Source organism: uncultured Mailhella sp. (assembly GCF_944324995.1).
Classification (GTDB): Bacteria; Desulfobacterota; Desulfovibrionia; order Desulfovibrionales; family Desulfovibrionaceae; genus Mailhella.
Window position 1 is genome coordinate 56,406 of record NZ_CALUYL010000001.1, and the last position, 19,749, is coordinate 76,154.

A 19,749-nucleotide genomic window follows, 5' to 3' on the forward strand; every position below is an offset into this window, starting at 1 on the left:
GTTAGGCGAAGCTATAGCTCATACCTCCACGTTTGAACGGTTCCTCACTGTCCGCCTTGATCATGGCGATCACGTCCTCCACGGAGCGGAAGCCGATGTTCTCGCCGGAACGCAGGCGGACGCTGAAGCCTCTGTCGGCCACTTCCTTGTCGCCCACCACGAGGACGTAGGGAATCTTGGCCATCTGGGCTTCGCGAATCTTGAAGCCCAGCTTTTCGTTGCGCAGGTCGGTTTCCACGCGGATACCGGCCGCAACGAGGCTGGCCTTCATTTCCTTGACATAATCCATCTGGGCGTCGGTCACGTTGACGATGCGGGCCTGCACGGGAGCAAGCCAGGCAGGGAAGGCGCCGGCGTAATGTTCGGTGAGAACGCCGATGAAGCGTTCCAGCGAACCCAGAATGGCGCGGTGCACCATGACGGGACGATGACGTTCGCCGTCCTGTCCGACGTACACGAGATCGAAGCGCTCAGGCAGGGTGAAGTCCACCTGAATGGTGGAAAGCTGCCATTCGCGGCCGATGGCGTCGGTGACCTTGATATCTATCTTGGGGCCGTAGAACGCGCCGTCACCTTCGTTGATCTGGTAGGGCTTGCCTTCCTTCTCCACGGCCTTGATGAGCGCGTTCGTGGCGTTTTCCCAGTCCGCGTCGGAGCCGATGCTGTCCTCGGGACGGGTGGAAATGAAGATGCGGTACTTGAAGCCGAAAAGATCCATCAGGTCGGCGGAAAGATGCATGACGTTGATGATTTCGTCTTCCAGCTGATCGGTGGTGCAGATGATGTGGGCGTCGTCCTGGGTGAACTGGCGCACGCGCAGCAGACCGTGCAGCGTGCCGGACTTTTCATGACGATGCACCACGCCGAGCTCGAACATGCGCACGGGCAGATCGCGATAGCTGTGCAGGGTTTCGCCGTACATGAGCATGTGGCCCACGCAGTTCATGGGCTTCACGCCGTGAACGTCGCCTTCGATTTCCGTGAAGTACATGTTTTCACGGTAGTGATCGTAGTGACCGGAACGCTCCCACAGTTCGCGGCGCAGAATCTGCGGGCCGCGCACGAGCTCATAGCCGCGCTTGAGATGTTCGCGCACGAGGAAGTCTTCGAGAATGGTGCGGAGCATCATGCCCTTGGGCAGCCAGAAGGACATGCCCGGGGCCACGTCTTCATGGAAGGAGAACAGGCCGAGTTCCTTGCCGAGGCGGCGATGATCGCGTCTCTTGGCTTCCTCAAGGGCGTTCAGATATTCCTTGAGGGCCTTTTCGTCCGCAAAGGCCGTGCCGTAAATACGGGAGAGCATGGGATTCTTTTCGTCGCCGCGCCAGTAGGCTCCGGCCACGGAAAGCAGCTTGAAGGCCTTGACCGCGCCCGTGCCGGGAATGTGCGGTCCGCGGCAGAGATCAAGGAAGTCGCCGCAGCGGTACAGAGACACGGTGTCGGCATCGATGCCCTCGATGATCTCCACCTTGTAGTTCTCGCCCTTGTCGCGGAACAGGGCAACGGCGTCGTTCTTCTTCATCACGGAACGCTCGAAGGGAACGTTCTCGGCGATGATGGCGCGCATTTCCTTTTCAATGGCTTCAAGGTCGTCGTGGGAGAAGGGACGCGGAGTGTCGAAGTCGTAATAGAAGCCGGAGTCGATGGACGGGCCGATGGTGACCTTCACGTCGGGGAACAGTCTCTTCACGGCGGCGGCCATGACGTGGGAAGTGGAATGACGCAGCAGCTGAAGCCCTTCGGGGTCCTCAGCCGTCACGGGGGCGGCTTCCAGCGCATCGGCGGGCATTGCAGCAGAAAGATCGAGCAGCGTTTCCTTGTCTGCGGTCTTCACGCGGCAGGCAAGAGCGGCCTTGAACCGTTTGCCGGAAAGAGCCTGCTTCAGCACCTCGGCGCAGGATGCGCCGTCGGCGGCCTCAACCAACTTTCCTTCTACGGATATCTGCATGGGAAACTCCAAAAATCACAGTTGATAAAACAAAAAAGAAAAGGGAGGCGCTGCCTCCCTTTCCGATGATTTTTTGTGGTAGGCACGAGCAGACTTGAACTGCTGACCCCTTCCGTGTCAAGGAAGTGCTCTGCCACCTGAGCTACGCGCCTTTATTGTTCGGTGAGGACGATTCTTATAGACCTTTCCCCGGTTCGTCAAGCATTTTCTACAAGAATTTTTCACTTTCTTCCCCGCGGCGGGCCTCCGCGGGCCCTGCTTCGGGCAGGTTTGCGCCCTCCCGCGCGATGAAAAGCGCGCGCAATGCTTCCGCTTTTTCCCGGGCCGCCGCCCGCCCTCCCGACCGGCGAAAACGCGCGTCCTCCAGGCGTTTTCCGCCTTCTCTCTCGAAGCCCCGTATTGCGCGAAGGACATTCCTGTGCTAACAGCGCAAAAACGTACTTTTAATGATGGAGGATCAACATGTCCGCAAAAGCCGCCGACTTCTCGCTAATTCTCAAACTTCTGGCCGGCATCGTGATAGGCTCCCTCATAGGCACCTACCTCGGCAACAACACGCAAAGCCCTCTGCACCACATCATGGACGCCGTGGTCTCCCTGCGCTACATCTTCGGCCAGATCATCTTCTTCCTCGTGCCGCTCGTCATCGTGGGCTTCATCACCCCGGCCATCGTCCGCCTCGGCCAGAACGCCAGCAAAATTCTGTTCACCGCCGTGGCCATCGCCTATCTCTCCTCCATCGGCGCGGCCTTTTTCTCCACCGTTTCCGGCTACATCATCATCCCCCATCTTTCCATCGCCACCTCCACGGAAGCGCTGCGCAAGCTCCCCGAAATCGTGTTCCGGCTCGACATTCCCCCGCTCTTCAGCGTCATGAGCGCCCTTGTCCTTGCCCTCTTCTTCGGCGTGGCCATCACCTGGACCAAATCGGAAAACCTGGCCCGCATCTTCGCCGAACTCGAACGCGTCATGAGCTCCCTCGTGGTGCGCATCATGATTCCCATCCTGCCCTTCTTCGTGGGCATGTCCTTCCTCGGCCTCGCCTATGAAGGTTCGCTCAGCCTGCATCTGCCGGTGTTCATCTCCATGGTGCTCATCGTCATCGTGGGCCACTTCATCTGGCTTGCCGTGCTCTACGGCATCGGCGGCGCGCTCTCCGGCCGCAATCCCTGGGAGGTGTTCCGCTACTACACTCCCGCCTATCTCACCGCCGTGGGCACCATGTCCAGCGCCGCCACCCTGCCCGTGGCCCTCGAATGCGCCCGCAAGTCCCGCGTGCTCAGCAAAAACCTCGTGGAATTCATGATTCCGCTCGGCTCCACCGTGCATCTGTGCGGCTCCGTGCTCACCGAAACCTTCTTCTGCATGACCCTGCATCTCATGCTCTACGGCACGCTGCCGAGCGTCGGCGTCATGATTCTCTTCTGCCTGCTGCTCGGCATCTTCGCCGTGGGCGCTCCGGGCGTGCCCGGCGGAACCGTGGTGGCCTCCCTCGGCATCGTGACCGGCGTGCTCGGCTTCGATCAGAACGGCGTGGCCCTGCTCATCGCCATCTTCGCCCTGCAGGACAGCTTCGGCACGGCCTGCAACATCACGGGCGACGGCGCGCTCACGCTCATGCTCGAAGGCATCTTCAACCGCAACGAACAGCTCGGCGAACTCCAGCACAAGAACGAGGCGTAACCATGAGCATGAACGAACAGGAACGCTCCATCTTTCTTTCTCTGCTGCACAAGGAAGTCGTGCCCGCGCTCGGCTGCACGGAACCCATCGCCGTGGCCCTGTGCTCGGCCCGCGCGGCCGAGGAACTCGGCAAAACTCCCGAACGCATGGACGTGGCCGTGAGCGCCAATCTTCTCAAGAACGGCATGGGCGTCATGGTGCCCGGCACGGGCGAAATGGGCCTCGGCGTGGCCGCGGCCGCAGGCGCGCTCGGCGGCAAAAGCTCCCTCGGGCTGGAATGCCTGAAGGATCTCGACGAAGCCACGGCGCAGGCCGCGCGCGACATGCTTGCCAAAGACGCCGTGCGTCTGCACCTGGCCGACAACGATCAGCTTCTCTACTGCCTGGTCACGGTGCATGCCGGAAACGAAAGCGCCGCCGCGGAACTTGCGGGCAGCCACGACAACATCACCCGTGTGTGGAAAAACGGCGAACTCGTCCTTGAAAAGAATCAGGAGAGCGCCGACGCCGAAAACGCAGACAAGCCCTGGCCGCTCACGCTGGCCAAAATCTACGAATTTGCGGTTACGGCCCCGCTTGAGGAAATCAGCTTCATTCTGGAAGCCGCGCGCATGAACCGCCGCGTGGCCGAAGAAGGACTCCGTCAGCAGTACGGCCTCGGCGTGGGCAAGATGATGGACATGCAGATCCGCAATCACATGCTCGCCGACGATCTGCCCACCTTCGCCACCAAGCTCACGGCCGCCGCGGCCGACGCGCGCATGGCCGGCGTGATGATGCCCGTCATGAGCAATTCCGGCAGCGGCAATCAGGGCATCACCTGCACCATGCCCGTGGTGGCCTGCGCCATCCGCACCCAGGCCGACGACGAAAAGCTCGCCCGCGCCCTCATGGTGAGTCATCTCACGTCCATCCACATCAAGCATCACCTCGGCCGCCTTTCCGCCCACTGCGGCGCCATGGTGGCGGGCACGGCCTCGGCCTGCGGCATTGCCCTGCTGCTCGGCGGCGGCCTCAAGGACATGGAACGCACCGTGCGCAACATGGTGGGCAACGTTTCCGGCATGATCTGCGACGGAGCCAAAAGCAGCTGCGCCCTCAAGGTGGCCACGGCCGTGGGCGCGGGCATTCAGGCCGTGCTGCTCGCCCTCAACGGCACCGTGGTGCCCGGCAATGAAGGCATCGTGGACGACGACATCGAGGCCTGCATCGCCAATCTCGGACGCCTCGGCTCCAAAGGCATGAAGGAGGCCGACAAGGTCATTCTCGACATCATGCTGCACAAGTCCTGATACCGGACAAACAGACGCAAAACAGACGGGGCCCGGCGCTCCGTCTGTTTTTTTATGCAAAAAAACGCCCCGCTCTTCTCCCGCCGCCGGAATGTTTCTTTGCCGTCACGGAGAAATTCCTGAGCGCCGCCCCCCCCTCAGACCGCCAACGCGCCGCCCGCGTCAGGGCATCCGCAAGAAACGACAGGCTTATTTCAGAGAAATCTTATGTCCTGCCCAGAGGTCTGCCTTCTTTCTTCTGGACAAGCACAAACCGCTATTTTATCGTGAAAGGACTTTTTGCTGCTGCCCCGACAAACGGGAACAATGCACATTCTCATTTCTACAAGGATATATCCCTATGGGCATGACCGTAACTCAGAAAATACTGGCCGCGCACGCCGGACTCGAAAGCGTGACCGCAGGCCAGCTCATTGAAGCGAAGCTCGACGTGGTCATGGGCAACGACATCACCATAGCGCTGGCCGTTCCCGAATTCCGCAAGGCCGGAGCCGACAAGGTCTTCGACAAGGACAAGGTTGTGGTGGTGCTCGACCACTTCGCTCCCAACAAGGACATCAAGGCCGCCATGCAGTGCAAGGTCTGCCGCGAATTCGCCCGCGAAAACGAACTCACCCACTTCTTCGACGTGGGCCGCATGGGCATAGAACACGCTCTGCTCCCCGAACAGGGCATTGTGGCGCCCGGCGAAGTCATCATCGGCGGCGACTCCCACACCTGCACCTACGGCGCGCTCGGCGCGTTCTCCACGGGCGTGGGCAGCACCGATCTCGCCATGGGCATGGCCACGGGCGAAAACTGGTTCAAGGTTCCTGCGGCCATCCGCTTCAACCTCACGGGCAAGCCCGGCAAGTGGGTCTGCGGCAAGGACGTCATGCTGCACATCATCGGCCTCATCGGCGTGGACGGCGCACTCTACCGCTCCATGGAATTTTCCGGCAGCGGCGTGGCCAACCTCTCCATGGACGACCGCTTCTCCATGACCAACATGGCCATTGAAGCCGGAGCCAAAAACGCCACCTTCCCCGTGGACGACGTGTGCCGCGCCTACCTCGAAAAGCACTGCAAAAAGAACTGGACCGCCTACGAGGCCGACCCCGACGCCGAATACGAAAAGACCATCGACATCGACCTTTCCGCCATCCGTCCCACGGTGGCCTTCCCGCATCTGCCCTCCAACACCCGCACCATCGACGAAGTGGGCGACGTGGAACTCGATCAGGTGTTCATCGGCTCCTGCACCAACGGCCGCATGGAAGACATGGCCATGGCCGCAAGCATTCTCAAGGGCCGCAGGATCAGCGACAGGCTGCGCGTCATCGTCATTCCGGCTACGCCCTCCATCTACATGGAATGCATGGAAAAAGGCTACATACGCACCTTCATGGAAGCCGGATGCGCCGTGAGCACCCCCACCTGCGGCGCGTGCCTCGGCGGCCACATGGGCATTCTCGCCGCGGGCGAAAAATGCCTTTCCACCACCAACCGCAACTTCGTGGGCCGCATGGGCCATGTGGAGTCGGAAGTGTATCTGTGCAGCCCGGCCGTGGCGGCCGCTTCGGCCATAGCGGGCCGCATCGTCAGCCCTGAAGCAATCATGGACAAGGAAGGTAACGACTGATGCAGAACGCGCACGGCAAAGCCTTTGTTTTCGGCGACGACGTCAATACCGACGTCATTCTCCCCGGCAAGTATCTCAACGTGACGGACCCGAAGGAACTCGCGTCCCACTGCATGGAGTCGGAAGATCCCGACTTCGTGAAGAAGGCGCATCCCGGCGACATCATGGTGGCGCACAAGAACTTCGGCTGCGGCTCCTCCCGCGAGCACGCGCCGCTCTCCATCAAGTACCTGGGCATTTCCTGCGTCATCGCCTCCACCTTCGCGCGCATTTTCTTCCGCAACGCCCTCAATATCGGCCTGCCCATTCTCGAATGCGACGAGGCGGCGAAAAACATTCACGACGGCGACACGGTGAGCGTCGATTTTGAAACCGGCGTCATCACCAACGAAACCACGGGCCGGACCTTCCAGGCCGAGCCCTTCCCGCCCTTCATGCAGAACCTCATCGCCTGCGGCGGTCTGGTGAACTACTCGAAGGCCAAAATAGAAAAACTGCGCGCCTCGCGCTGACCCTGCCTGCCGCAGCGGACGGCAACCGCGCAGGCCTCACAGGTCTTTTTTCCACGAAATGCGCCGGCGGCGCTTTCGCAACCTTTTTCTTCAGCCATAAAGGACAACGCCATGGCAACGTATCACATTGCGGTCATTCCCGGCGACGGCATCGGCCCGGAAATCGTGACCGAAGCCCTCAAGGTTCTTGAAAAGGTCGGACAGAAGTTCGGCCATGAATTCGTGTTCACGCATCTGCTCATGGGCGGCGCGGCCTACGACGCCGTGGGCACCTGCTTCCCCGCGGACACCGTGGACGTGTGCAAAAAGAACGACGCCGTGCTGCTCGGCGCGGTGGGCGGCCCCAAGTGGGACAATCTGCCCGGCCCCGAGCGCCCCGAAAAGGCCCTGCTCAAAATCCGCGAAGGGCTCGGCCTGTACGCCAACCTGCGCCCCGCCATCATGCACAAGGCCCTGAGCGGCGCCTGCCCCATCAAGCATGAGAACATCGGCGACAGCATGGATCTCGTCATCGTGCGCGAACTCACCGGCGGCATCTACTTCGGCGAACACGGCTGGCGCGAAGGCAAGTACGGTCAGGAAGCCTACGACGTGGAACGCTACAGCGAAATGGAAATCCGCCGCATCGCCAAGGTGGCCTTCAACGCGGCCATGGCCCGCAAGAAGAACCTCGTGAGCGTGGACAAGTCCAACGTGCTGGAAACCTCCCGTCTGTGGCGTCGCGTGGTCAACGAAATGAGCGCCGACTACCCCGAAGTGACCGTTTCCCACATGTACGTGGACAACGCCGCCATGCAGCTCGTGTATCGTCCCGGTCAGTTCGACGTCATTCTCACGTCCAACATGTTCGGCGACATTCTTTCCGATGAAGCCAGCATGATTACCGGATCTCTCGGCATGCTGCCTTCCGCCAGCCTCGCCGACGGCTCCTTCGGCCTCTACGAGCCGAGCCACGGCTCCGCCCCCGACATCGCGGGCAAGAACATCGCCAACCCGCTGGCCACCATCCTGTCCGTCTCCATGATGCTGCGCTACAGCTTCGGTCTGGAAAAGGAAGCCACCGCCATCGACAACGCGGTCACCGCCGTGCTCGAAGCGGGCATCCGCACCTGCGACATCGCCGAACCCGGCATCACCCCCGTTTCCACCACGGAAATGGGCAAGGCCGTCTGCGACAGAATCTGACCAGCATCTGCTGATGTAATTAAAAAGGGAAGGAGCAATCCGGACATCGGAAAGCTCCTTCCCTTTTGTGTGAAGCGCCTTCAATATTTTTCGATCAGACGTCTATCTTCCCGCCGATAACCGCCTGATCGCCTCGAAAGACAAGGGCGACGCCGCTTGACTCCCCATAAAAATATTTTCTTTCAACAGAGCTCGGTTCGTTTGCGCCTTTATCCCGGGCCGCCTCAAAACTACGCCCTGCTCTCCTCATGCCAGGGAAGCGCCGCTTCGCCTTTCGTCATCAATTTTTCCGTTTCCGCAAGCGACCGGCGCATGGCCCGAACCTTTTCCGCATAATGTCTGCGCTTTCTGCCGAAAAGCAGCAGCGAGAGGAAAAAATACCAGACATACTGTCTCCGCTGAGCGGCATAGCCCTCTACGCTGCGGGCACAGTCCTGGCGACAGACCTCCTTAATCTGCGCCGCGTACGGACAGCAAACGGCATACTTCCAGAAATGAGCGGCTGCCTTACGGAACGCGCCGCCCTTGAGCCAAGGCTTGCCGCCCCCCGGATAATGTACAATGGCCGGATGATGCACGGCATCGTTTCCGCCCGCCACTGGGGCATAAAGCTCCTCATTCTGCCACATGGAATTATATCGAGGCGGAAGAAAACGCACCTTTCCATAGAACAGACTGTTCAGCACATCCTGATCGTGATGCTTGGCTCCCTTGAGCTCCGCCTGTTCCATAAGGAAAGAAAGCGAAAAATCCCGACGAATGAGATCAAGATTCAGCAAAAGGACTCCGGCGTTGAAATACGCACCGGTATCCGGCATCTGCAGCACCTGCTGCACATGATGACGAAAGCTCATGCTCATGTCCCGGATGATGTTGTAGTCCCGCACGACGCCGGCATAGCAGTCGGAAATATCCGTGCCGTACAGCACCGCCGGATCTTCGAGAACAACGGTGTCGCCGTCGATGTACAGCACCTTATGATAATCCTTCATCAGATCGGGAATGAAAAGCCTGTAATACGTAGCCAGAGACAGCCTGTGCCCCGTTTTGAGTTTGCTCATGTCCCACTGCTGAAGGAAGGGCTCCACATCGTGCACGCGGATGGAAACATTATTCCTGTCCTCGGCAATCGACTGAAGAAGCGCCGTGTACTTCTCATTGAACCTGTTGGCAAGCACAACGATATCGTAGCACTCATCGGCGGACGCATTCTCCACAATGGACTGAATGCAGACGACAAGCGGAATAAAAAAGCCGTCGTCGGCGCCGAAAACAATGGGAACCGCCCGCTTGAACACGGGAGGAAGCAGGGTATGTTCAGACATTTTGCTCTCCGTCACAGAAAAACACAGCCGAACTTCATTCTGAAAAGAAATCCAGCTCTCCTCATGGCTGCAAAATCGAAAACGTCGACCGACGCACTTCATCGTCTGCCGCATGCGGGACTCTCACGACCTACAGACGTCCCTTTTTCGTACTCCGAATCCAGTCACTTCCCAATGTCCGCGAACAGACGAGGCCTGTCAAGACGGGGCGACAACATTCCACTCTTGAGCGGGAAAAAACCGGCTTGTCCATGCACCTGTCGAATCTGCCACCCCGCACGCCATTAAACGCCGAGGCCGACGCCCGTGCTCCGTCAGGAGCAAAAGGCGTCGGCCTCGTATTTCAGGCGCAGGGAGAAAATCTCCCCCGCCCTGTTTAGTCGTTTATCGCGTTGTTGATGCCGGTTTCGATATCAGGAGCGATGATGGGACGTTCCTCAAGGTCTTCCAGGAACTTGTCGGGGCGTTCCTTCTGATCCGGAACCTCGATGTTCTGGTTGACGTATTCGCGATAGCCGGTACCCGCAGGAATGAGGCGGCCGACAATGACGTTTTCCTTGAGGCCGCGCAGGTAGTCGTGCTTGCCCTTGAGGGAAGCTTCGGTGAGCACCTTGGTGGTTTCCTGGAAGGAGGCCGCGGCCACCCACGACAGGGAGCTCAGAGAGGCCTGCGTGATGCCGAGCACCAGCGGTTCGGCCACGGCGGGCTGACGGCCCTCGGCAATGGCCTTGTCGTTCTCTTCCTTGAATTCCACCTTGTCGACCTGCTCGCCCACGAGGAACGTGGTCTGGCCCGGATCGAGAATGGTGACCTTCTTCAGCATCTGGCGGACGATGACTTCAATGTGCTTGTCGTCGATGCCCACGCCCTGGAAGCGGTACACTTCCTGGATTTCGTCCACGAGGTAGCGGGCCAGATACTTTTCGCCGCGGGTATGCAGAATGTCGTGCAGCTCCGGATGACCTTCGGTCACGGGCTCGCCGGCCTCCACATAGTCGCCGTCGGAAGCCGTGATGTGCTTGCCCTTGGGAATGAGGTATTCCTTGGCTTCGCCCACTTCAGGCCGCACGATGAGCTTTCTCTTGCCCTTGGATTCGCCCGCGTATTCCACGATGCCGGAGATTTCCGACACCACGGCCATTTCCTTGGGTTTGCGGGCTTCGAAGAGCTCGGCCACGCGAGGAAGACCACCCACGATATCCTTGGTCTTGGAGGTTTCGCGGGGCTTACGGGCGATGATGTCGCCGGCCTGCACGGCCTCGCCGTCCTTCACCATGATAAGGGCGCCCACCGGCATGGTGTAGGTGGCCGGAATGGAGCCGGTGCCCTGCGCCGAGGTGCGCGACTTGATGGTGCCGTCTTCCGCCGTGATGTCGATGGCCGGGCGGAAGCTCGTGGTGCGGTATTCCATGATGGTGCGGGTGGACTGGCGGGTGGCCTCGTCCATCTTTTCCTGCACGGTCTTGCCTTCGATGATGTCCTTGAAGCGGATGAAACCGTCAACTTCCGTGATGAAGGGTTCGTTGAACGGATCCCATTCGGCAAGCATCTTGCCCTTCACCACTTCCTCGCCGTCGGAGACGTAGAGGCGGGCGCCGTTGGGCAGGATGTACTTTTCGGCTTCGCGGCCCTGATCGTCCACGATGGTGAGCTGACCGCTCTTGCCGATGACCATGGCGATGCCGTCGCGGTTGATGACGGACTTCACGCGGGTCAGGCTGATGCGGCCGGAGTTCTGGGCCTCAAAGCTGGACTTGGCGACCTGAGCGGACGCCGTGCCGCCGATGTGGAAGGTACGCATGGTCAGCTGCGTGCCGGGTTCGCCGATGGACTGAGCGGCGATGATGCCCACGGTTTCGCCCACGTTCACGAGATGACCGCGGGCCAGGTCGCGGCCGTAGCACAGGGCGCACACGCCGCGTTCGGCCTGACAGGTCAGGGCGGAACGGATGGTCACGGTGCCCACGCCGGCTTCGTCGAGGGCGTTGGCCACCTTTTCATCCACCAGGGTGTTGGCCGGGAACAGCAGTTCCTTGGTGGTGGGATGCATGACGGGGTACAGCAGCACACGGCCGATGATGCGGTCGCGCAGAGGCAGCTTGATTTCGTTGCCTTCGCGCAGGGCGGTCATTTCGATGCCGTCCACGGTGTTGCAGTCTTCCTGAGACACGATGACGTCCTGCACCACGTCCACCAGACGGCGGGTGAGGTAACCGGAGTTAGCGGTCTTCAGAGCGGTGTCGGCCAGACCCTTGCGGGCGCCGTGCGTCGAAGTGAAGTACTGCAGCACGGTAAGGCCTTCACGGAAGCTCGCCGTAATAGGCGTTTCGATGATGGCGCCGGAAGGCTTGGCCATGAGGCCGCGCATGCCGCCGAGCTGTCTCATCTGGTCCGCGTTGCCTCGAGCACCGGAGTTGGACATCATGAAGATAGGGTTGAAGCTGGTGTCGTCGGCTTCGCGGCCCGTCTTCGGATCGACCACGTGATCGACGGAGATTTCCTTCATCATTTCCTTGGAAATGGTGGTGGAAGTCTGCGACCACACGTCAACCACCTTGTTGTACTTTTCGGTACGGGTGATGATACCGTTGCGGTACTGCTGTTCGATGTCGTCCACTTCGGCCTGAGAGGCGGCAATGATGGCCTTCTTGCGGGCAGGAATGGTCATGTCCTTGAGGCCGATGGAAATACCCGCGCGGGTGGAGAACTCGTAACCGATGTTCTTCAGCTGGTCGCACAGGATGACGGTGTTCTTGATGCCGGCGGCCTTGTAGGCGATGCCCACGAGCTTGCCGATGGCCTTCTTGGTGAGCACCTTGTTGACTTCCTCGAAGGGCAGCACGTGAGGCAGACGTTCCCACACGAGCACGCGGCCGCAGGTGGTGTCCACGAGATTGCCGTCTTCCATGCGCACGCGGATGCGGGCATGCAGGTCGAGCTGCTTGGCGTCGTAGGCGGCTTCCACTTCCCAGGGGCCGCAGAAGACCATGCCTTCGCCCTTGCAGAAGGAGCGGTCCACGGTCATGTAGTACAGGCCGAGAACCATGTCCTGCGAAGGAATGATGACAGGGCTGCCGTTGGCGGGCGAGAGAATGTTGTTGGTGCTCATGAGCAGCACGCGGCATTCGATCTGCGCTTCCACGGAAAGCGGAATGTGCACGGCCATCTGGTCGCCGTCGAAGTCGGCGTTGTAGGCCGTACACACGAGCGGATGCAGACGGATGGCCTTGCCTTCCACGAGCAGGGGTTCAAAGGCTTGAATGCCCAGACGGTGCAGGGTAGGCGCGCGGTTCAGGAGCACAGGGTATTCGCGCACCACTTCGGCGAGAATGTCCCACACCACGAGTTCCTCGCGTTCGACCATCTTCTTGGCGCTCTTGATGGTGGAAGCGTAGCCTCTCTTTTCCAGTTCGGAATAGATGAAGGGCTTGAAGAGTTCCAGAGCCATCTTCTTGGGCAGACCGCACTGATGGAGCTTGAGCGAAGGACCGACGCAGATAACGGAACGACCGGAGTAGTCCACGCGCTTGCCGAGCAGGTTCTGACGGAAACGGCCCTGCTTGCCCTTGATCATGTCGGACAGGGACTTCAGCGGACGGCCGTTGGTGCCGGTGATGGCGCGGCCGCGGCGACCGTTGTCGAACAGGGCATCCACCGCTTCCTGAAGCATGCGCTTTTCGTTGCGGATGATGATGTCCGGCGCGCCGAGTTCCTTGAGGCGCTTCAGACGGTTGTTGCGGTTGATGACGCGGCGGTACAGATCGTTGAGGTCGGAGGTCGCGAAGCGGCCGCCGTCCAGCGGAACCAGAGGACGAAGATCCGGCGGAATGACGGGAATGACTTCCAGAATCATCCATTCCGGCTTGTTGTTGGATTCGAGGAAGGCTTCCACGATCTTCAGGCGCTTGGTGAGCTTCTTCTTCTTGGTCTGGCTCTTGGTTTCCTGCGATTCTTCGCGCAGTTTCACCTTGAGGGCAGGCAGATCGAGCTCTTCGAGAAGGCCGCGGATGGCTTCGGCGCCCATGCCCACCTTGAGGGCTTCGTCGCCGAAACGTTCCAGAATCTGAAGGTACTGGTCCTCGGAGATGACCTGCATGCGGCTCAGGTTGGTGGAGCCGGGATCGAGCACCACGTAGGAGTCGAAATACAGCACCTTTTCCAGATCGGCCATGGTCATGTCGAGCAGGGTGCCGATCTTGGAAGGCAGGGTCTTCAGGAACCAGATGTGGGCGACGGGCGCGGCCAGTTCGATGTGGCCCATGCGCTCGCGGCGCACCTTGGAGGCAATGACTTCAACGCCGCACTTTTCGCAGACGATGCCGCGGTGCTTCATGCGCTTGTACTTGCCGCAGTTGCACTCGTAGTCTTTGACGGGACCAAAGATCTTGGCGCAGAAAAGACCGTCGCGTTCAGGCTTGAACGTACGGTAGTTGATGGTTTCCGGCTTCTTGACTTCGCCGTACGACCATTCCCGTATGTTTTCCGGCGACGCGAGCGTGATCTGAATGGAATTCAGATTGCGGATGTTCGACACGCTGGAGGTGGCCGCCGTGTCACGGACAGTAAACAGATCGTCCAGACTCATCTATATCTCCCTGGCAAGAGGGTTGGATTCATCTTTGCCTGAGCAGGAAAACGGAGCATCCGGTCTCCTGCGGAAAATATCCGCGCCGCACCGGCCAAAAAAGGCCGATGCGGCTCCCGGGGCGACCCGGGCGGATTCCGGGGCAGCGCCCCGTCTTATTCTTCAATGACAGGGGTGTTCACGAAGAAGCGGGGCTTGGCCGGCTTCTTGGGTTCTTCCTGTTCAAGATTCACATTGAGGCCGAGGGACATGAGTTCCTTGACCAGAACGTTGAAGGATTCGGGCAGACCGGCTTCAAGGAAGTTGTCTCCCTTGACGATCTTTTCATACATCTTCACGCGGCCGGCCACGTCGTCGGACTTGACCGTCAGGAATTCCTGCAGGAGGTACGACGCGCCGTAGCCTTCCAGAGCCCACACTTCCATTTCACCGAGACGCTGGCCGCCGAACTGGGCCTTACCGCCGAGAGGCTGCTGCGTCACCAGGCTGTAGGGGCCGGTGGAACGGGCGTGAATCTTTTCGTCGACGAGGTGATGCAGTTTCAGGTAGTACATCACGCCCGTGGTCACGCGGTTGGCGAAGGGTTCGCCGGTGCGGCCGTCGTACAGCACGGTCTTGCCGTCGTTGGGCAGACCGGCTCTTTCCAGCCACGACCAGATCTGCTCTTCCTGCGCGCCGTCGAACACGGGGGTCTTGGTGATGATGCCCTTGCGCAGGCCGAGCACGGCCTTGCGCAGCTCCTCGTCGCTCATGCTGTCCACCAGTTCGTCGATGGTCATGCCGTCGGCGCGGGCGGCGGGCAGATCGGCGGCGAAGATGTCCTTCACCTCGCGGCGCAGCTCATCCATGGCCACGCCGTTGTCCACCATTTCGGCGAGCTGACGGCCGAGTTCCTTGGCGGCCCAGCCCAGATGCGTTTCCATGATCTGACCGATGTTCATTCGGGAAGGCACGCCCAGGGGGTTCAGCACGACGTCCACGGGACGGCCGTCCTTGAAGAAGGGCATGTCTTCTTCGGGCAGGATCATGGAGACCACACCCTTGTTGCCGTGACGGCCGGCCATCTTGTCGCCCACGGAAAGCTTACGCTTGATGGCGATGTGAACCTTGACCATCTTGATGACGCCCGGAGGCAGATCGTCGCCTTCGGTGGCCTTTTCGCGCTTGGAGTCGTAGAGCTTCTTCACCACTTCGAGCTGGCGGTCGTAGGCTTCCAGCATGTGGACGATCTGATCGTTGACGTCCTTGTTGCGCAGGATGTCGGCCAGACGCTTGATGGGCAACTCCAGCATGACGTCCCAGGTGAGTTCGCTGCCGGCCGCGGCCAGCACTTCGCCCTTGCGCTTGCCGGCGATGTCCACGGCGAGCACCTGACCTTCCATGAGAGGACGCATGCGTTCGCGGGTGCGCTCGGTGAGGGCGCGCACGTGATCGGCTTCCTTGCGGTCGAGCTTGGCGATTTCGTAGGCTTCGATTTCGCGGGTGCGGTCGTCCTTTTCACCGGAACGGCGGTTGAACACCTTCACGTCGATGACGGTGCCTTCGATTCCCGGGGGAACCTTGAGGGAGGTGTTCTTCACGTCGCGGGCCTTGTCGCCGAAGATGGCGCGCAGCAGCTTCTCTTCAGGAGTGAGCTGCGTTTCGCCCTTGGGCGTGATCTTGCCCACGAGAATGTCGTCGGGCTTCACGGACGCGCCGATGCGGATCACGCCGCTCGCGTCGAGGTTGTGAAGCATGTCGTCGCCCACGTTGGGAATATCGCGGGTGATTTCTTCCGGTCCGAGCTTGGTGTCGCGGGCGGCAACCTCGAATTCCTCGATGTGGATGGAGGTGTAGATGTCGTCCTTCACTGCGCGCTCGGAGATGAGCACGGCGTCTTCGTAGTTGTAGCCGCACCAGGGCATGAAGGCCACCACCAGGTTCTTGCCGAGGGCCAGTTCGCCGTTCTCGATGCCGGGACCGTCGGCGAGCACGTCGTTCTTCTTCACGCGCTGACCGGGGTAGCAGGTGGGCTTCTGGCCGAAGCAGGAGTTCTGGTTCGACTTGTGGTACTTCAGAAGATCGTAGCTGCGCACGCCGCCGCGGTCTTCAAGATAAAGGTTGTCGTAGGCCACGATGACGCGTTCGGCGTCGGCGTAGCGGACCACGCCGTCGCCTTCGGCGAGCAGGCAGGCGCCGGAGTCGCGGGCCACGTCGTATTCCATGCCGGTGCCCACGAGAGGACGTTCGGAACGCAGAAGCGGAACGGCCTGACGCTGCATGTTCGAACCCATGAGGGCGCGGTTGGCGTCGTCGTGTTCAAGGAAGGGAATGAGCGCGGCGGAAATGGACACCATCTGGCTCGGCGAAATGTCCTGCAGGGTGACTTCGTCGCGGCTGGCCATGAGCACGTCGCCGCCGGTAGAGCGGACGGTCATGTTCTCTTCGATGAAGCGGCCGTTTTCATCCACGGGAGCGTTGGCCTGGGCGATGATCTGATCCTTTTCGCAGGAAGCGTCGAGATGCACGATTTCATCGGTGCGGCAGCCGTTGCGGATCACGCGGTAGGGCGTTTCAATGAAGCCGTATTCGTTCACCTTGGCGTAGGTGGTCAGAGAAACGATGAGGCCGATATTCGGGCCTTCAGGCGTTTCAATGGGGCAGATGCGGCCGTAGTGGGAGGTGTGAACGTCTCGCACTTCAAAGCCCGCGCGCTCACGGGTAAGACCGCCGGGGCCCAGAGCGGAAAGACGACGCTTGTGCGTGACTTCCGAGAGGGAGTTGGTCTGATCCATGAACTGCGACAGCTGGGAGGTGCCGAAGAATTCCTTGAGCACGGCCGCCACGGGCTTGGGATTGATGAGATCGTGAGGCATGAGCGAGGCCACTTCCTGAATGCTCATGCGTTCCTTGATGGCGCGTTCCATGCGCACGAGGCCGATGCGGTACTGGTTTTCCACCAGTTCGCCCACGAGACGCACGCGGCGGTTGCCCAGATGGTCGATGTCGTCGGGCGCGCCGTTGGTGTCCTTCATGGTCACGAGCACCTTGATGGCCGTGATGATGTCCTCGTCGGTGAGGGTGAGCACGTCCTTGTCGGTGGTGAGACCGAGGCGCAGATTGAGCTTGTAGCGGCCCACGGCGGACAGATCGTAGTAGTCGGGATTGCGGAACAGATTGTCGAAGTAGCTGGCCGCAATTTCGGGCGTGGGCGGAGAGCTCGGACGCAGACGACGGTAGATTTCCTCCTGCGCCTTCTCGGTGCTCGTGGTCTTGTCGAGCATGAGGGTATCGCGGATGGAGGAGGAGGTGTCGGCGCCCTTGGTGTGCAGAATGCTGAGCGTGGTCACGCCCGCTTCCTGAAGCTGATCGAGCAGGGAAGGCGTCACTTCGTCGGCGGCTTCGGCCATGATTTCGCCGGTGGCGGCGTTGACCACGTCTTCGCCGAGGAACAGGCCCTGGAGAGAATCGGGAGCCACTTCGATGAATTCGATGCCGGCTCCGGCAATCTTTCTCCAGTCGCGCTTGTTCAGCTTCTTGCCGGCCTTGACCACCACGTTGCCTTCGGCGTCGAGGATGTCGTTGTAGGCGAGACGATCCTTGTCGTTGGCGTACAGATCGGCGTCGGCGCGCATGAACAGACGGGAGCCGTCCAGACGATACTCTTCCTTCTTGTAGAAGGTGTCGAGAATCTGATTCTTGGACATGCCCATGGCCTTGAACAGGATGGTGGCGGGCATCTTGCGGCGACGGTCGATGCGCACGTAGAGGATGTCCTTGTGGTCGAAGTCGAAGTCGAGCCACGAACCGCGCATGGGAATCACACGGCAGGAATAGAGCACCTTGCGGGAGGTGTGCGTCTTGCCGCCGTCGTGCTCGAAGATGATGCCGGGAGAACGCTGCAGCTGATTGACGATGACGCGTTCCGTGCCGTTGACGATGAAGGTGCCCTTTTCGGTCATCAGCGGAAGCGTGCCGAAATAGATGTCCTGCTCCTTGCCGTCGCGGTAGGTGCGGGCGCCTGTGGCTTCATCGACGTCGTAGATATCGAGACGTACCTTGATGCGCACGGGAGCTTCGTAGGTCAGACCCTTGGAGATGCACTCGGCCTGGTCGTACTTTGGCTCGCTTATCTCATAGCCCAGATATTCCAGGCTGGCGGTGCGATTAAAATCTTCGATGGGGAACACCGACCGGAAGACTCCTTCGAGTCCGACATGAGGATCGCGTTCCGATTCCTTGCGGCCTTCCTGAAGGAAGGCGCTGTAAGAGTCCACCTGAAGATTCAAAAGGTGCGGAATGGGAATGGACACTTTGATTTTGCCGAATTGCTTCGTAAGCTGACCCATTACTTTACCTCAAGAATGGCAGTTGTCCGGCCCTGCGCCGGAAAATTGACGTACGGAAGAAAGCCTTGACACAGAAAGGCAGACGCGAAAAAACAGGCAACAAAGCCCCCCTTTCCATGCCTTGGAAGGGGCGTTGCCTGCGGTTTATGGCATCTGGTTATATGGAGCGTTCAATGTGTGATGCCTGCATATCCGTCCGTAGAGATTATCCTAATGAGTCAGTCAGACTAACCCCTTATCAGGCAAATAGCAAGTGTTTTCATGACACCTTTTCCATATTTCAGGATAGCTCATTTTTTTCTAAAAAACAATTGCCGTTTCTGTTGACAAGTGAAATTTTTCTGCTTTTTCTCCATTTTTCCGAAAAAAATCAATGCAGCAGAAAAAGTTCGATCTTCAATTTCCTTTGTCGAAACAACGACGGCCGCACGGCATTTGCTGCCGGGCCGACGTTCATGCCGCATAAGTTCTCATCCGTCCGCCGAAAATGAGGGAAAACGCCACAACTTCGCCGGACGGATTCGTTTCTCAACCTATTTTCGGAGAAAATACCACGAGGCTTGCGCCCTGGCCCGCATTTCTGCGCCGCGCCCGCCCCTTTTCACGGCACTCTGCTCCTTTTTTAAACACTTGAGCGGGTGCTGACCTGTGCAAAACCGTTGCCGCATCCGCGCAAGACAGGCAAACGAACAACTGACGAAGGCGAGTTCTGGATCAAGTACACAGCGCACGAAATATGATCGTGGGGACAAGAGAAAGACTCGGATGCATGTTTCCTCTTTCCCCTGTTGCCGTGAACAGACCTGCCCGCCCCACTCCCCGACCTTTTCCTGATTGTCGTGCCCCTCACGTCCCGGGACAGGCGACCGACTGTTCAGCGTCGAGCGATTCCATGCCCTCATTTCCGTTGCCGCGCTCCGGGGTGACAATGACGCCCTGCACCGAGGCAACTCGGCCTGCCTGCCCTGCTCCCGGCAATGATTCCTACATCGCGGCAAATGCTCTTCTCCTTCCCCCGGTTGAGCTCTCGGCAATGACGCCCCCATCAGGCAAGATTCATCGAGAAAAAACGGCGGCCCGGCCTGCAAGGCATTTACCCAGTTGCGGGGCAAAGCGCTTTCGCCGACCGAGGCTCTCCCCTCCGCTCTCCCCTCCGCGCTTCGCTGCGCACGCCCTCCATTGCCGAGCTTTCGGCGCAGCCGCAGTCCGTCGAGCTCCCCGCACCTGCCGACCTCAACCTTTCCTTCTGGACCGACGGATCCGGAGCGCG

At 60.0% G+C, this 19,749-nt stretch carries 10 protein-coding genes and 1 tRNA gene; 6 read left to right on the top strand and 5 right to left on the bottom strand.

What is annotated here, in order from left to right; all coding sequences use genetic code 11:
* Position 1: 1 nt before the first annotated feature.
* Together thrS and Q0K02_RS00295 are read right to left on the bottom strand one after the other, a co-directional pair.
* Positions 2-1,948: a threonine--tRNA ligase gene (gene thrS, locus Q0K02_RS00290; RefSeq protein WP_294483895.1), complete on the bottom strand. Its 1,947-nt coding sequence runs from the start codon at positions 1,946-1,948 to the stop codon at positions 2-4.
* 76 nt (positions 1,949-2,024) lie between these two features.
* Positions 2,025-2,100, bottom strand: a tRNA-Val gene (locus Q0K02_RS00295).
* Positions 2,101-2,410: 310 nt separating this feature from the next.
* On the opposite strand from Q0K02_RS00295, the gene Q0K02_RS00300 reads away from it, so the two are divergent.
* The 5 genes from Q0K02_RS00300 to leuB all read left to right on the top strand — a co-directional run bounded on the left by Q0K02_RS00300 (position 2,411) and on the right by leuB (position 8,241).
* A complete protein-coding gene (locus tag Q0K02_RS00300) occupies positions 2,411-3,631 on the top strand; it encodes a dicarboxylate/amino acid:cation symporter (RefSeq protein WP_294483897.1) in 1,221 nt (406 codons plus the stop codon).
* A 2-nt stretch (positions 3,632-3,633) separates the two neighbouring features.
* Positions 3,634-4,923 carry an L-serine ammonia-lyase, iron-sulfur-dependent, subunit alpha gene (locus Q0K02_RS00305; RefSeq protein ID WP_294483898.1) on the top strand — a complete coding sequence of 430 codons (1,290 nt, stop codon included), beginning with the start codon at positions 3,634-3,636 and terminating at the stop codon, positions 4,921-4,923.
* 340 nt (positions 4,924-5,263) lie between these two features.
* Positions 5,264-6,544, top strand: coding sequence for a 3-isopropylmalate dehydratase large subunit (leuC, locus tag Q0K02_RS00310; RefSeq protein ID WP_294483899.1), 1,281 nt, complete (start codon positions 5,264-5,266; stop codon positions 6,542-6,544).
* Positions 6,544-7,056 carry a 3-isopropylmalate dehydratase small subunit gene (locus Q0K02_RS00315; RefSeq protein ID WP_294483902.1) on the top strand — a complete coding sequence of 171 codons (513 nt, stop codon included), beginning with the start codon at positions 6,544-6,546 and terminating at the stop codon, positions 7,054-7,056. The genes leuC and Q0K02_RS00315 overlap by 1 nt, the downstream gene beginning before the upstream one ends.
* 111 nt (positions 7,057-7,167) lie before the next feature.
* Positions 7,168-8,241: a 3-isopropylmalate dehydrogenase gene (gene leuB / locus Q0K02_RS00320; RefSeq protein ID WP_294483904.1), complete on the top strand. Its 1,074-nt coding sequence runs from the start codon at positions 7,168-7,170 to the stop codon at positions 8,239-8,241.
* A gap of 230 nt (positions 8,242-8,471) precedes the next feature.
* On the opposite strand, the gene Q0K02_RS00325 is transcribed toward leuB, so the two are convergent.
* From Q0K02_RS00325 to rpoB, 3 genes are all read right to left on the bottom strand, one after another.
* Positions 8,472-9,566 (bottom strand): glycosyltransferase family 8 protein, encoded by a 1,095-nt coding sequence (locus tag Q0K02_RS00325; RefSeq protein WP_294483906.1) that lies wholly within the window; start codon positions 9,564-9,566, stop codon positions 8,472-8,474.
* 376 nt (positions 9,567-9,942) lie between these two features.
* Positions 9,943-14,151, bottom strand: coding sequence for a DNA-directed RNA polymerase subunit beta' (gene rpoC / locus Q0K02_RS00330; RefSeq protein ID WP_294483908.1), 4,209 nt, complete (start codon positions 14,149-14,151; stop codon positions 9,943-9,945).
* A 155-nt stretch (positions 14,152-14,306) separates the two neighbouring features.
* Positions 14,307-18,479, bottom strand: a complete 4,173-nt coding sequence (gene rpoB, locus Q0K02_RS00335; protein WP_294483910.1) for a DNA-directed RNA polymerase subunit beta — start codon at positions 18,477-18,479, stop codon at positions 14,307-14,309.
* A 65-nt stretch (positions 18,480-18,544) separates the two neighbouring features.
* Here rpoB and Q0K02_RS00340 point away from each other — a divergent pair, with 65 nt between their 5' ends.
* The gene (locus Q0K02_RS00340) at positions 18,545-18,970 is read left to right on the top strand and encodes a hypothetical protein (RefSeq protein ID WP_294483912.1); all 426 of its coding nucleotides are present in this window, start codon (positions 18,545-18,547) and stop codon (positions 18,968-18,970) included.
* The last annotated feature ends 779 nt before the right edge of the window (positions 18,971-19,749 follow it).